Genomic DNA, 13,540 nt, shown 5'->3' with positions numbered 1-13,540 from the left:
CCTTCCTCAAATTGGCATCCATTCGCCTCATGCTGAGAAGGCTCTGTTCAAACTGAATAACTTTCCGGACCGACTCTTAGCGCGCTCTGAACGGTCGCGGATCGTCCGCCGACGAAGTCGCGCCAGTTGTTGGCTATGTCCTTGAAGATGCTTAAGCCGACGGCAGCTTCCGTGGCGACAACGCCTAGAGAAGCGTCGATTGATCGCTTTGGGATCTCAAGCGCCGTTGTCAAGACGATGCTTCGGAGCTTCTCACGGTCGGCCTCCTCGGCGACCTGTTGTGCGCACTGATAGCATATGCCGTCAGAATTCACGGAATGCTTTTCTTCGCGGCAGGAAATGCAATGCGGCATCGTCTCTCTCCATGTCGGACCGGCAGTAGCGCGACATTAGCTCGCGGCTTTTCGAAAGGTAAAGCATGACCGATCTTGCAACGCTCGGCCTTGCGATCGACAGCAGCCCTGCGGCAAAGGCAGCGTCTGATCTCGATCGCCTTACGGTGGCCGCCACGAAGACGGAGAAGGCCGTAGATGAGACCGGTAAAGCCGCTGCTCGTGCCGGGAAAAGCATGGCTGGCGTATCTTCTGCGACAAAGCTGATGGAAGCGTCGATCAACGCGACGGTCTACGCGAACGACAACTCGGTTGGCGCGATCAACCGGCATATTGCGGCAATCCAGCGGCTTACCGAAACGGAGCGGCGCATGTCAGCCTCTTTCGGTCGTGGCGCGGATATCGCCGCCTATGGGCAGGAACTCGACCGCCTACGCGCCAAGTTCAACCCGACGTTTTCGGCTATTCAGCAATACCGCGGCGCGCTCGCAGAAATCCGTCAAGCTCACGCTGTTGGAGCAATTTCTGCTACCGAGATGGCATCGGCGATCAGTCGAGAGCGGCAAGCCACGCTCACTTCCATTGCTGCGATCAAGGGTAGGTCGAACGCTCTTCGAGAAGTGACCGCCTCGACTCGGGCTGCGAAGGCCGCGAATGACGCGCTCGCTTCCTCGGGGGCGAACAGTTTCAACACCGCCAATATCGCGGCGCAGTTCCAAGACATTGCTGTCACGTCTGCGATGGGTATGAGCCCGCTGCAGATCGCCTTGCAGCAGGGCACGCAGCTATCCGCCGTCCTGAGCGGGATGAGCAGTCCCATCAGAGGCATCGCGGCCGCTTTTATGTCTGTCATCAGCCCCGTTTCATTGGTGACGATCGGTATTGTCGCTGCAGGCGCGGCGCTTATTCAATACTTCTCAGCGGCAGATGACGGCGCGGAGAAGATTGAAGACCAGCTGCGTAAGCAAGAAGACCTCATCAATGCGGTGGTCTCTCGGTGGAAAGAGGCATCCCCAGCCCTCCGCGCATATTCCGAAGAGCTTGAGCGTGCCCGTGAGAATCAAGACAGGCATACGGCAGCGACTGTCGCGGCTGAAATGAAAATCAAAGGCCTCAAAGGTCAGATGGATGGGTTGATCGGCGCTATAAGTCGGATGGATGCCGACTTCAATTTATCGAATGCTATCAACTCCGCCGACATAGAGAAAGCTAGCGCATTCCGCCAAAGCATGCTTGGCGTCAAGGAAGCTATCGAGGCGGGCAAAGACCCGACGTTTGGTCTGGATTCAGCAATTTCTTCCTTGTCTTCAATCCTGCAGGACAAGGCGAATCCGCAGGTTAAGGAGCTGCTGGACTACTTGACGGACGTCGCCGCTAAAATGCGCGACGTGGCGAATGAGGCCAAGTCGTTCACGTCGCTTCCGAGCTTGTCGCCTCTTTGGTCTGAAGGTGGGAAACTTCTGTCTCCAGATGACTTTATTCCTCGCGTTCCCGGTTTTCCCTCGTCTCGCCCACTCATCGAGCTTGAAGGCCTGCCAGGTGCGGAGAAGCAGGAAAAGCAACTCCAGAAGCTGAGGGAAGGCTACCGAGATCTTATCCTTACTGCCAATCAGCGCATTGACCAGATGCGGCTTGAACTGGAGCTTGCCGGGTCGAGCGGAGCAGCGGCGGACGCGCTGCGCTTTGAGCAGGACCTGCTTGCGCAGACGATGGAAAAGCTCGGCAAGATCACGCCGGACCAGCGCCGCGAGATCCACGGCCTGGCGCAGGAGTATGGGCAGCTTGCGCAGGCTCTGGAAGAGGCGCGGGTAAAATCTGACCTGCTTTTCGAGCGGGAGCAGATGGCCCGCAGCCCGGTCGATCAGCGCGTCGCCTCCCAGATGCGCAACCTCTATGGTGACGAATACAAGTCGCACATGGACGACGCCATCGCAGACCAGATCCGTCTGAATGACCAGTGGCGCACGGCACAGGATGAATTGCAGGAGGTCGGCGATATCGGCGCGAATGCGCTCGGCGGCCTCTTGGATATTCTCTATGAATCCGGCGATGCGACTGAGCAGTTGATGAAGCTGTTTGCCAATATCGGCAAGCAGTTCGCGCAGATGGGTCTCGATCGCATGATCGGGAACCTGAAGGCCGGGAAATCCATCTTCGATCTTTCCAGTTTCGGTGGCCGTTCTGCTGCCGATACCAAGGCGTCGGCCATTGCGATCGGTCGGGAGATCGGTGGCGCCGTCGCGCCGACCGTGACGACCGGGTTCAAGTCGGGCCTCGACGTATGGGCGGCAGGAATCCGTAAGATCGAAAGCGGCTCCTATGCCGGAAATTACGGCGCAGTCGGCCCCGTGACGAGCTGCGGCGACCGTGCCTATGGCGCCTATCAGGTCATGGGCGCGAATATCTCGACATGGACCAAGGAAGTTCTGGGGCAGTCGCTCTCGATCAAGGAATTCCTCGCGGATCAGTCGGCGCAGGACAAGATTTTCTATGCCAAGTTCAGCCAGTCCGCCGACAAATTCGGCTCGATGGCCGATGCTACGTCCGTGTGGTTTTCCGGGCGTCCGATCTCGCGCGCGGGCAACGCCAGCGATGGTTACAACACCGTCCCGCAGTATGTGGGCAAGGTGCAGTCGGCGGTGGATGCCTATCCGGGCAGCCTTCGTCAGGGTGTTTCCGACGGCGTTGTCGATGCCAATCGCCGGGTGCAGCAGAATGCCACTATGCAGGGCATGGATTCGCCTGGCGCGACAGGGCAGATGGGGAAGCTGGAGGCCTTGCTTGGTCTCGGCGGCGCTGCGTTCGGTGCCTTTGCCGGCGGTTATCAGTCCGGGAATCCGCTTATGGGCGGCCTCTCCGGTGCGATGTCAGGTTTTGGTGCTGCTCCGGCGCTCTCTGCGCTTGGCCTCGGCTCGGCGGCCGGGCCGATTGGCATCATCGGCGGTGCAGTCCTTGGCATCCTTGGCGGTATCTTCGGCAGGAGCCGTCAGAAGCGGAAGGAAAAAGAGCAGGCGAGGGCAGAGCTTGAATCGCAGCGGGGCGCGATCCAGTCCCTGATTGACGCGGCCATGGGCACCCCATCCGGGGAATCCGAAAGCGCCTGGCGCCAGATGAGCGACGAAATCGCCAAGGCGCGCAAGCTGGCTTCGAAGGCCGGCGATAGCGCGCTGGTGAAGGAACTCGATCTCGCTTCCGAGACGTTTTTCAACTTCCTGGTCGACGACTGGCGGCGCGGGCTCGATGGCGTGATGAAAGCCATGGAGAGCGGGCACGGCATGGATGGTGCCTTTGTGCGTGCGCAGAAGGCTATCAGCGATTTGTCGGACACGCTCGTCGGCTTCGTGAAGGATGCGGAATGGTTCGCCGAGACGGGCGGCGACTACGAGAAGGCCAAGCTGACGAAGAAGGAGGCCGACAACTCCACCGGGACCAGTGCCTTCAAGCTCGGGCAGGATGACGAGCGTAAGCGCTACTATGACCCGATCTCGCAGGACTATCGCACCGCGGTCACACGCTATGCCGACGAGCTGAAGAAGCTCGGCATCGAAGCGTTCACGATGACCGGGCCGCGATCCGAGCAGTATGAGGTTGCCGCGTTTTCGTCCGTTGACGCCCTTATGAAAAAGATGACCGACCTCGGTGTCGTCTTTGATGATCTCGGCAACATCCTGACGGCCGATCAGATCAAGGAGCGCCTGGAGCGCGAGAAGGAACTGCAGCGTGCTATCGAGGGCGCCCAGAAGGCGGCGCAGGAAATGGCGCTGCGCCAGCTGACGGGGGCGGAGGAGTTTACCCAGATCGAGACGGCCATCCAGACGCTGGAAGGCACGGCGGCAGGGCTCCAGACCACACTCGAAAAGCTCGGCATGACGGCCGATGAGGCTGCGGATGCGATTGCGAAGGGTCTTTCCGAGGCCCTGAAAAAGCTGCGCGACGACTATGTGAAGGATCTCACCCGATCGATCAACGAGCTTTCGGGCGCCGGCTACATCAATGATGTGATGGACGCCATGAAGCTCTACGAGGAGCGCCTCAAGGACAGCAAGGCACTGGGCATCGACACGTCCATGGCCTTCACTGAACTGACGCTGTCGCTGCGGGAAATCTCGCGCGAGGCCGGTCTTTCCGGCGACGACCTGAAATACCTTGCCAAGCTGTTCCCGGATCTCGCCAAGGTCTTCAAGGGGATTTCGCCCTCCGGCGGTATCGCCGAGGCGCAGGCGGAGGTTGATCGTGCCAAGGCGGACCTGCGTGCAGCCTATGATGAGGAGGCGCGCGCAATTGAGGGCACGATCAGCCGCCTCAAGAGCTTCATCAGCAGCATCGAGAAATTCAAGGTTTCCCTGAAACTCGACGACCAGCTCTCTCCGTTGTCGCCTTTCGACAAGTTCGCGGAGGCGCAGAAGCGTTTCCAGGAAGTGTCGCAGAAGGCCCTTGCCGGCGATGAGACGGCGATGGGCGAGCTAGAGGATGTGTCGCGGCAGTATCTGGAGGAGGCGCGGGCCTATTATGCCTCCAGCGAGCAGTATTTTGCGATCTTCACCCAGGTGGAGGCCATTCTCGATCAGGCGCTTTCGTCGGCGAAGGGGCAGCTGTCCACGTCCGAGCAGCAGCTCGTGACGCTGAAGGATCAGGTGTCCAAGCTGATCGACATCAACGATAGCGTGATGTCGGTGGCGGATGCCATCGCCGCCCTGCAGTCGTCGATCGACAAGCTCGATGGTCTCGGCGGCTCCAGCGAGGAGTTCGATCCGTCGAAGCACTGGTCGAAGTCGGTGAAGGATTTTTACGGTCAGCTCCAGGCCTACAAGAAAGAGACCGGCAGCAGTGTTGCACCGGCCGAGATCGCCAGCGTCTGGAGTGCCTTCGCGTCGGCCGGTTCCGGCAAGGAATACGATATGCTCGCCCGGGCCTACACCGAGATCCTGAAGAGCCTGATGCCTAAGTCCGGCATGCAATTCGGAGGGATTGTTGGCGCCTATGCCGACGGCGGGATTGTTGGAAACGGCATCTATGATCGGGACAGCGTCCTCGCGCGGTACGCTGGTGGCGGCAATATAGCGCTTGCCGGCGGCGAGTTCGTCACCCGTGCGACCAGCGTCAATAACCGTACATCGCCGACGCTCGACTACATCAACCGCACTGGGTCGCTGCCCGGCAATGACAACTCGGCGATGATGGCCGAGCTTCGCGCCTTGCGGAATGAGGTCGCGGCGCTGCGGGCCGAGCGGAAGGAAGGCGACAAGATTGTTTCGGCCGGGGCGCAGCATGTTGCGAGTGCGGTCGAAGGCGGAACCCGTGCCACCGAGGATGTCGGCCGGAAGGTCAGCCAGCAAAGCCTGAGAAGGTAAGCATGAACGCCCCTGAATATCTCATCGAAATCGCGGCCTGGGTCGGCGATGCCGAAAAGGTGTTGCGTGTTGGCACCTGCGGCTACAACACCGGCCCCGGCGACAATCCGCCGAACGCGCACTATCTCGACGTGGTGGCGGATCCGGGCAGCTTTGTGCGCCACCTGTTCGGGCCGGCGCGAACGACCGGGCGATCCGAGGTCAGCTATGGCGAGATCCAGCTTTCAAACGCCAATGGCGAGCTTGATGGCTGGATCGACTATGGCTTCGACGGGCGCACCGTGTTGGTCAAGCGGCTGTCGTCGCGCCGGGCTCCGTATTCTAGCGCGATCACGGTTCTTCGCGGGACGGTCGAACGGCTGGATGCCGACAATGCCTGGCTTGGTTTTCGGCTGCGCTTCTATGATCGCCGCCGGTCCATCGACAAGCCGATACAGGAGACCGTCTATGCCGGCACGACGGTTTCGGCCGGGCCGACGGCCGAGGGCAATCTCGACCTGAAAGACAGCGTCAAGCCGCTGTGCTTCGGTCATTGCCTCAATGTGCCGCCGGCCCTCGCCAATGCCTTTGACCTGATCTACCAGGTGCACGACGGGGCTGTCTCGTCGATCGCGGTCTATGACGGCGGCGTGCCGCTCACGCTCGGCGTCAACCATGCCAATATTGCCGCGTTGCAGGCGGCAACGATCCGGCCGGGACGGTTTGATACCTGTCTTGCCCTCGGTCTCTTCCGGCTTGGCGGCTCGCCGGCCTTTGTCGTAACGGCCGATGTATTGGAGGGGGCGACCGCTGCGGCGCGCTATCCGGGCGCCGTCGTGCGTCGGATGCTGGCGAAATTGGGCCTGACCGGCTCCGGCAATGTCAACGTCGCGAGCTTCAATGCGCTGGACGCCTCGGCGCAGATCGAGGTCGGGATGTGGCTCGACACGCAGACGGCCGGGCTTGCCGCCATGGGGGATGTGCTGGCGTCGGTCGGCGGGTGGATCATGCCCGGTGCAGACGGTGCTTTTGAGGCTGGGCGTTTGCTGGCGCCCGGCGTGCCAGTCGGCACCATCAACGATGATGACATGCTGAAGGACAGCCTTGGCATCATCACGTCGACGGATACGGACGGCGGCCTGCCGGCGTGGCGCGTCGTTCTCGAATATGCCCGCAACTGGCAGGTTCAGGATGATGCCCAGCTCGGCGGCTGCGTCGAGATGGCACGGCGGGCGTTTCTCGCTGCCGAGATGCGCGAGGAAAAGATCGAGAACGACGCGGTCCGCGTCAAGCATCTGCTCGCGCCCGAAATGCGGGTCTCCACCCTCATCGTTGACCAGGATGCGGCAGAGGCGGAGGCGGCCCGCTGGCTTGATCTCTACAGCGTGCGGCGGGACATCCTGTCTTTCTCGATGCCCCACGCGGATGCGGACGCCTTCCAGCTCGGGAAGACGGTGAAGATCGTCCTGCCGCGATGGGGATACGAGGCGGGCCGCGACATGGTGGTGATCGGCCGAGAGGAAACCTTGCGCGATTACACCGTCACCCTGACGGTCTGGGGTTGAGATGGCGGATAGCGGGATTACCGTTTCCGGGCTGGCGGCCACTGGCGGCGTCGGGCAGATTGCGCTTGGCTGGTCGGTGACCGAAGCAAGCTGCTTGCCCTATCTGCGCCTCGACAAGGTGGAGATCTGGGAGGCGACGGCCAACGATCGGGGCACCGCTGTCAAGGTCGCTGAAATCTTCGGGTCGCAGTATGTGCGCACCGGCCTTGCCCGGTCCACCTCCCGGCGCTACTGGATCCGTGCGCGCGATGCCTCGGGCAATTTCGGCGAGTGGTTTCCGGCCAGCGCGACGGCCGGCATCCTTGGAACGACGACCAGCACGCCTGCCAGCGCGAATTCATTGTCGGAAGTGAGCCCTGATGCCGGCTCGGTGACGTCGGGGAATTTCTCGGCGATCGGTATAACCGGATCGACAATCACCGGATCGCTGATCCGCACGACGACGGCGACGGCGCGTATCGAGCTCAACAGCACGCAGAACGCCCTCAATATCTACAATGCTGCCGGCCAAATTGCAGCACAGCTGCGCGTCATCTCCGGAAACACCGTCGCTTCGTTTTATGGGAATTTCGGACCCGCGTCAGTAATGTCCGTGCAGAACGACGGCAACGGCCCGGCCGCACGCCTTTCCGGGGACAGTATCAACCCGGCCGTTTTGCACGTCCTCAACCTCGCCGGCGGCTCTGGACGTGATGCCGTTCGAGCGGAGAACATGGGGTCGGGCGGCGGCGCGATCTTTCTCGGCCGGGCGAGCGCGGACGGCGGCTATGCGGCCTATACCGTGCGCGGGACCTATGGCCCGTTCACCGGTGCGCATGATGCGGTCCTGCCACTTGGCGATCCGGTTTCCCCTGGCGAGATTGTTTGCTCCACCGGACGCGTGATCGCGAAATCAGGTGTCGATGACGCCTTGCTCGAGGTGACTGTCAGTACCGAGGAGCGGCAGCGCGGCGCTTACGGTGTCGTGTCTACCGTACGCCCGTTCTTGCCGACGGGCGACGTTGCAGCCTTGCCCCCCGTCCGGTCCGAGGACCCGCCGACGCCGGTACGCAGCTGGCTCTCGGAACACTACCAGCGCCTGACAGTCAATGGGTGTGGCGAGGGGCTTATCCTTGTCTGCGGGCGTAGCGGGGATATCGCCGTCGGCGACTACATTTCGACATCGTCGATGCGCGGCAAGGGCCAGCGCCAGAACGATGAACACGGCATGGCCGACGATATACAGCGCCGTTGCACCGTGGCGAAGGCGACGCAGGCCGCGACCTTCGACTATTCCGACCAGGTCAAGCTTTTGGCCTGCATCTATCTCTGCGGGTGAGCGATGTCAGAAGCTGTCTTTCTCTTTCGTCCATCCTCCGACCGGGCGATCCTCAGTGGCGGGAACTGGATTGCTGGCGGTGATGTCGCCCTCGGCAATGTCCAGAACGACAGATATTCGAGCATAGCCCGATCGGCCACGTTGCTTGTAGTGGACGCCCGGATGCGTGTCGATATGCGGCGGGCTGTGGATGTTCGCGGGTTTGCTCTCGCGCTGCCGAATGCGACGACGACCTGCCGCGTGCGCGTTTCCGCCTACGCGGGTAGCGACTATAGCGCGCCGTTGTTCCAGACCTCTTGGCTCGATGGCGGCGAGGCCGGCGATACATGGCGAGACGACGAAAGGGCGCCGATTCTGTCGGCGGCGTTCGATCAGCCGGTGACGGCGCGCTATTGGCTGGTGGAGATTGACGATCCGCTCAATCCAGCCGGATCGATTGAGGTTTCGCGGCTGTTTCTGGCCGAGGGCCTGTCTCCTTCGTTCAATTATTCCTATGGCGCGACGCTAACTTTTCGGAACAACACGCTCTCCTCCAGCACGCTTTCCGGCAAATCGGTGCAATGGCGGCGCATCAACCCGCGCCAGTGGCAGTGTGCGTTCGACTATCTGCCGGACCCGGAAGCGTTCGGATCGGTCTATGACTTCCTACGCTATGTCGGCTTCGACCGTGAGGTCTTCATCATACCGGAGCCAGGTGACCGCACGAATGCACAGGCGCGGCGGTTCTTCGCGACCATCACGCAACTGGACGCGCTTTCCCAGGCGGTGGTCGGGCGTTCCAATTTCGGTTTCGGTGTTGAGGAGCGGGTAGCGGCCGCGGCGGTGGTCGAAGATGCGGTCGTGGTGCCGACCGTCACCTTCCAGTTTGCGGCGTTCGCGCCGGACATCATCGCAGGCTCGGCCATAGACGTTCCGGCCTGCACCTTCACCTTTGCGGCATTCGCGCCTGATGTGGTTACCGGGGCCGCGATCGACGTGCCGGCGACCACGTTCCAGTTCGTCACCTATCTGCCGGTGCTGGGCAACCCGACCGAAGTCGACGTTCCGTTCGTCGAGTTCACCTTCACGGATTTCGCGCCCGACATCGTCACCGGTGCGGCCATCGATGTTCCGTCCTGCGACTTTGCTTTCGCTCTCTATCCGCCGCAGCCGATGGGCGCATTCGGCTCCGGCTTCAGTGCCGGTTTCTCCTGATCGGAAAGGATCATCCCATGGCAGTTACCACCCAGCCCTACAATCACACGGCGACGCTCATCAACGGCGGCACCATCAATCTCGCCGCGCTCAAGGTGATGCTTCTGAGCGACAGCGCAAGCTTCACGGCCGCCAACACGGAATTGACGCAGGTCACCAATGCCGGGGCCTTCGAGGTCTCGGGCAATGGCTGGACGGCCGGCGGGAGAGCGATTGCCAATGCGACTGTTACGACCGTCGAAACCAGCGGCTCGATGCTCGATGCCGACGATATCGAGGTGACCGCCACCGGCGGCCCGATCGGGCCCGCTTATGGCGCGGTGGTCTACGATGACAGCGATCCCGATGACGCGCCGCTGTTCTTCATCAACTTCGATGGACCGAAGTCCTCAGACGATGGCATTCCCTTCGTGATCCGCTGGTCGTCAAACGGCATCTGGCGCGTCCTGAAGGTTTGATGGAGGGATCGACATGGCTGTACGTACGCGCACGCAGCTCAAGGCCGACGCGGCGACCGCGCTGCCCGACAACGTTTCCGGCGAAATTTCACCGGCGGATGTTCGCGGGCGCGTAGAGGATCTCGCTGACAGCGCCTTCCTGGCCGGCGACACCGCCTCTGATGCGAATATTCGAGGCGCCCAGGCGGGGAAGGTGCTCACGTCCGGCAATGTGTGGAGTGCTGCCGGCGCCGTCGACCTTGGCAACCTCACCGGCACGGTATTGCTCGACTTCGCGACGTTCCTCGGCCTGATATCCGGGGTGGCAACCGGCAATATCACACTGGGCGCGACCAGCAACGTCAAGTCGGGCCAGACGGTTGTGCTCGACATCAAGCAGGATGCGACGGGTGGCCGGACGCTTGCCCTCAATGCGACCTACTGGGTGACACCAGAGGGGGCGGTCCCGGCATGGGATACCACGGCGAATGCCCGCAATGTCCTTGTCGGAACGGTGCTGGGAGATGGCAAGGTGTTGCTGGCCCTTGCCGGAAAGAAGGTGTCGTGATGCTTCCGGGATTGAGTGCCGCGGGCATATTGATGGCTGGCGGCAAGAAGTCAGCTTTCCGAAATCTTGCTGCCCTTTTTGCTGGTGGCGCTGACGGCATCATGTTCGATATCACTGATACGACCACGTTGTTCCAGGATGCAAATGGAGCACTACCTGCCGTCAGCAGCGGCAATCCCGTCGGCCTTGCGCTAGACCAGCACAAATGGGGCGGCAAGACGCTTGCGGAATATCGGGCCGCGCAACCCGAGTTGGTCGCAAACTCCACCTTTGACACCGACATCACCGGCTGGACAAACCAGTTTACTGCCGGTGGAACAATCGCTTGGGATGCTGGAACGCTGAAATTCACTGCTTCGGGCGGCTCTACGCCTATCGCGAGCACGCCAGTTACCATGATTGTTGGTCGCTGGTATGAGGTCACCATCGATTTTTCGGATGTGGTTGGCGGTACGGGCAACTTGTTTATTTCCGTTGGAAGTACCGCTAACGGCCAACAGATGCTGCCAGCGCAAACCGTGGCCGGAACCGTCGGGCTGCATCGGAGATTTTTCAAGGCGACTGCAACGACGGGTTACGTTGTTGTCTACGGCCGGGGGGGTGCTGGTGCGGTCACAAAATGTACGCTCGCGTCCATAAAGGAAATCGACGGTCATCACGCATATCAGGCCGGGAACAGCTGCCCAATCTGGTATTCCACAACAAACGACGCTGCCTTTGATGGCGTCAATGATTATCTGAACACCGACTTCTACTTCCGTGATGCGGGAAATTTCCTGTCTGCTTACTTCACGCGTGGCTCAACAGGCTCAACTCGCAATCTCTGTGGCGCCTACAATACAACGGGCGGGACGGAGGCAGGATACCTCACCCTCAATTCGGCCGGCGTGCCTATCGGAAACATTGGTGGTGGCGGGATCACGTCATCAGGGGGCGCATTGCCGAGCGCGGGACCGTTTACTCTGCTGGGTGATCAGAGTGTATCTCAGGCGGACCTGTTTCTGGACGGTGCCCTTGTCGGAAGCCGCATACCTCCCGGTGACATGCCGGATGCGGCCCGTGGCCGCACGTTTATCGTAGGCGCATTCAACAGCAACGGAACGGTGAGCGGCTACTTTAACGGCAATTTGAAACGTGTCGTCGCCGGTCAAGTCCGCGTTCAGGACATCATGTCCGCCGCCGACTTCCACGCGAACCTGATCGCCGCCTAGCCGGCGCTCCAACTCTTTCGAGGGACATTATGACGCTTTATCGTGAAGCGCCTGGGCCATTTCCGGTCTGGGCGGGAGAACCCATTGATGGCGTGCTCTATCAGCGCGAGATCGAGCAGCTTTGGTCCGCTGCCGATCTGGAGGCTGTCGGCCTCTGGCGCGACGACATGATCGCTGCGGCGGACCCTGTTCCTGATGGCAAGCAGATCACCTCGACGACCGTTCAGCGTGTTGAGGGTGTGGTGCGCTACGTCAACGCGCTGGTGGATATCCCGCGCCCGACCGAAGACCAGGTGGATGCTGAGCGTGATCGCCGCATCGCCGCGGGCTTCACCTTTGCTGGTGTGGTCTATCAGTCCCGTCCGGAAGATCGCGAAAACATCATGGGTGCTGGAACGGCGGCGCTCGGCGCCATGATGCAGGGCGCGTTGCCGGGTGACTATCGGTGGCACGGTGGTGACAGCGATTTCGCATGGATCGCGGCTGACAACACCCTCAACGCGATGGATGCTCAAACCGTCTACGCATTTGGACAGGCGGCAATGGCGCATAAGCAGGCGCACATTTTCGCGGGGAGGGCTCTGAAGGACATGAGCCCAAGGCCCCTCGATTACATCGAAAACGATTATTGGCCTTGAAATATCAAGACCCGGGAGCCTCCCCTCGTGGAGCTCAACCGGGCCTCTCGCTGACTGATGTCGAAGAGTCAGCAGGTCTATCTAGACCTCCAATTGATCCAACACCAGAAAAATAGGTCTTTCATGATAATTAGCAAAGCCGTGGCGGCTTTGTGCTGCCTACTTCTATTTGCCTGTACGTCAAGGGAGGATCGTGCTTGGCGCAAACTTCAGATCGCCCTCGAATATCAGGATATCAATCGATGATCGGCACCTTCAAAGTCGATAAGAGCAACTTCGGCCACGCGCTGGAGGCCTTCATTATTTCTATTGCCGTCACAGCGGCCTCTGTCGGCATGTCGGACCTCGGCTGGCTGTCCTATTCGCCATCCAAAGGTTTCGTCCTCGGTTCCGGGCTTGCTCTGGCTTACTATATCGGCCGGGAGAAGCGGGACTGCGAGACGGGGCTCGACCTGCCGGCCGGTTCGCCGCGCGCTTGGTATCTCATGTGGATTCGCTGGAAGAACCTGTTGGACCTCGTGGGTCCTATCCTCGTCCACGCTATTGCCTGGGCCATCTATCTCGACCTGTTCCCCTCAACTTAAGTCGTAATCGTCGCGAGGACGAAGGCGGCGGGTACCACGAGCGCGAGAAGCGTCAGCGCCAGCCGCGTCATCAATCTTATCTTCTCCGCGCGGTTTGCGCGGGCAGGGTCCCATTCATAGACCATAGGTAACCTCCAAGGTGCTTCATGCATCGTTGGTTGCCGAATCCAAATTGTGACCGACGGCACGCCGTCTTCCACGCGGAACTTGCCTGAAGCTGGGGGAATTTCAAGAGTAATCTCCCAACGTCATCGATCCGCCCCAAGTAAGACACCTAGCCGCTTAGCCGCCTTAATGCATAGCACCGGACGTTTTGGCGACGAGAGGCAGGCTTTTGCTGGCTGCGCGACACCGCAGGCAAGT

Annotated in this window: 11 protein-coding genes; 9 read left to right on the top strand and 2 right to left on the bottom strand. The window is 60.9% G+C overall.

Annotated elements, in window-relative coordinates:
• Positions 1 to 47 precede the first annotated feature (47 nt).
• On the bottom strand, positions 48 to 353 hold the full coding sequence (locus EXZ48_RS33100) for a heavy metal-binding domain-containing protein (RefSeq protein ID WP_130521276.1): 306 nt from the start codon (positions 351 to 353) through the stop codon (positions 48 to 50).
• Between the two features lie 65 nt (positions 354 to 418).
• On the opposite strand from EXZ48_RS33100, the gene EXZ48_RS33095 reads away from it, so the two are divergent.
• The 9 genes from EXZ48_RS33095 to EXZ48_RS33055 all read left to right on the top strand — a co-directional run bounded on the left by EXZ48_RS33095 (position 419) and on the right by EXZ48_RS33055 (position 13,177).
• The gene (locus EXZ48_RS33095; protein ID WP_245462422.1) at positions 419 to 5,683 is read left to right on the top strand and encodes a phage tail length tape measure family protein; all 5,265 of its coding nucleotides are present in this window, start codon (positions 419 to 421) and stop codon (positions 5,681 to 5,683) included.
• 2 nt (positions 5,684 to 5,685) lie between these two features.
• The gene (locus tag EXZ48_RS33090; RefSeq protein WP_130521275.1) at positions 5,686 to 7,227 is read left to right on the top strand and encodes a hypothetical protein; all 1,542 of its coding nucleotides are present in this window, start codon (positions 5,686 to 5,688) and stop codon (positions 7,225 to 7,227) included.
• Position 7,228: 1 nt separating this feature from the next.
• The gene (locus tag EXZ48_RS33085; RefSeq protein WP_130521273.1) at positions 7,229 to 8,545 is read left to right on the top strand and encodes a hypothetical protein; all 1,317 of its coding nucleotides are present in this window, start codon (positions 7,229 to 7,231) and stop codon (positions 8,543 to 8,545) included.
• 3 nt (positions 8,546 to 8,548) lie between these two features.
• Complete coding sequence (locus tag EXZ48_RS33080; protein ID WP_130521271.1) at positions 8,549 to 9,739, top strand: hypothetical protein; 1,191 nt, start codon at positions 8,549 to 8,551, stop codon at positions 9,737 to 9,739.
• A gap of 17 nt (positions 9,740 to 9,756) precedes the next feature.
• A complete protein-coding gene (locus EXZ48_RS33075; protein ID WP_130521269.1) occupies positions 9,757 to 10,197 on the top strand; it encodes a hypothetical protein in 441 nt (146 codons plus the stop codon).
• Between the two features lie 13 nt (positions 10,198 to 10,210).
• A complete protein-coding gene (locus tag EXZ48_RS33070; protein ID WP_130521267.1) occupies positions 10,211 to 10,744 on the top strand; it encodes a hypothetical protein in 534 nt (177 codons plus the stop codon).
• Positions 10,744 to 11,955, top strand: coding sequence for a hypothetical protein (locus EXZ48_RS33065; protein WP_130521266.1), 1,212 nt, complete (start codon positions 10,744 to 10,746; stop codon positions 11,953 to 11,955). The genes EXZ48_RS33070 and EXZ48_RS33065 overlap by 1 nt, the downstream gene beginning before the upstream one ends.
• A gap of 29 nt (positions 11,956 to 11,984) precedes the next feature.
• Positions 11,985 to 12,593 (top strand): DUF4376 domain-containing protein, encoded by a 609-nt coding sequence (locus tag EXZ48_RS33060; RefSeq protein ID WP_130521264.1) that lies wholly within the window; start codon positions 11,985 to 11,987, stop codon positions 12,591 to 12,593.
• A gap of 242 nt (positions 12,594 to 12,835) precedes the next feature.
• Positions 12,836 to 13,177, top strand: coding sequence for a hypothetical protein (locus EXZ48_RS33055; RefSeq protein ID WP_130521262.1), 342 nt, complete (start codon positions 12,836 to 12,838; stop codon positions 13,175 to 13,177).
• Here EXZ48_RS33055 and EXZ48_RS35860 read toward each other — a convergent pair.
• Positions 13,174 to 13,302 carry a hypothetical protein gene (locus tag EXZ48_RS35860; protein ID WP_256370937.1) on the bottom strand — a complete coding sequence of 43 codons (129 nt, stop codon included), beginning with the start codon at positions 13,300 to 13,302 and terminating at the stop codon, positions 13,174 to 13,176. The genes EXZ48_RS33055 and EXZ48_RS35860 overlap by 4 nt on opposite strands.
• Between the last annotated feature and the right edge of the window lie 238 nt (positions 13,303 to 13,540).

Source organism: Shinella sp. JR1-6, assembly GCF_004284735.1.
In the GTDB taxonomy this organism is placed as follows: Bacteria; Pseudomonadota; Alphaproteobacteria; order Rhizobiales; family Rhizobiaceae; genus Shinella.
Note: the sequence above shows the minus strand (reverse complement) of the source record. Positions and strands in the feature narration are given on the sequence as shown.

Coding starts and splice junctions, on each gene's coding strand:
- EXZ48_RS33065 (WP_130521266.1), top strand. CDS start 10,744: ATGCTTCCGGGATTGAGTGCCGCGGGCATATTGATGGCTGGCGGCAAG.
- EXZ48_RS33075 (WP_130521269.1), top strand. CDS start 9,757: ATGGCAGTTACCACCCAGCCCTACAATCACACGGCGACGCTCATCAAC.
- EXZ48_RS35860 (WP_256370937.1), bottom strand. CDS start 13,302: ATGGTCTATGAATGGGACCCTGCCCGCGCAAACCGCGCGGAGAAGATA.
- EXZ48_RS33055 (WP_130521262.1), top strand. CDS start 12,836: ATGATCGGCACCTTCAAAGTCGATAAGAGCAACTTCGGCCACGCGCTG.
- EXZ48_RS33070 (WP_130521267.1), top strand. CDS start 10,211: ATGGCTGTACGTACGCGCACGCAGCTCAAGGCCGACGCGGCGACCGCG.
- EXZ48_RS33100 (WP_130521276.1), bottom strand. CDS start 353: ATGCCGCATTGCATTTCCTGCCGCGAAGAAAAGCATTCCGTGAATTCT.
- EXZ48_RS33080 (WP_130521271.1), top strand. CDS start 8,549: ATGTCAGAAGCTGTCTTTCTCTTTCGTCCATCCTCCGACCGGGCGATC.
- EXZ48_RS33060 (WP_130521264.1), top strand. CDS start 11,985: ATGACGCTTTATCGTGAAGCGCCTGGGCCATTTCCGGTCTGGGCGGGA.
- EXZ48_RS33090 (WP_130521275.1), top strand. CDS start 5,686: ATGAACGCCCCTGAATATCTCATCGAAATCGCGGCCTGGGTCGGCGAT.
- EXZ48_RS33095 (WP_245462422.1), top strand. CDS start 419: ATGACCGATCTTGCAACGCTCGGCCTTGCGATCGACAGCAGCCCTGCG.
- EXZ48_RS33085 (WP_130521273.1), top strand. CDS start 7,229: ATGGCGGATAGCGGGATTACCGTTTCCGGGCTGGCGGCCACTGGCGGC.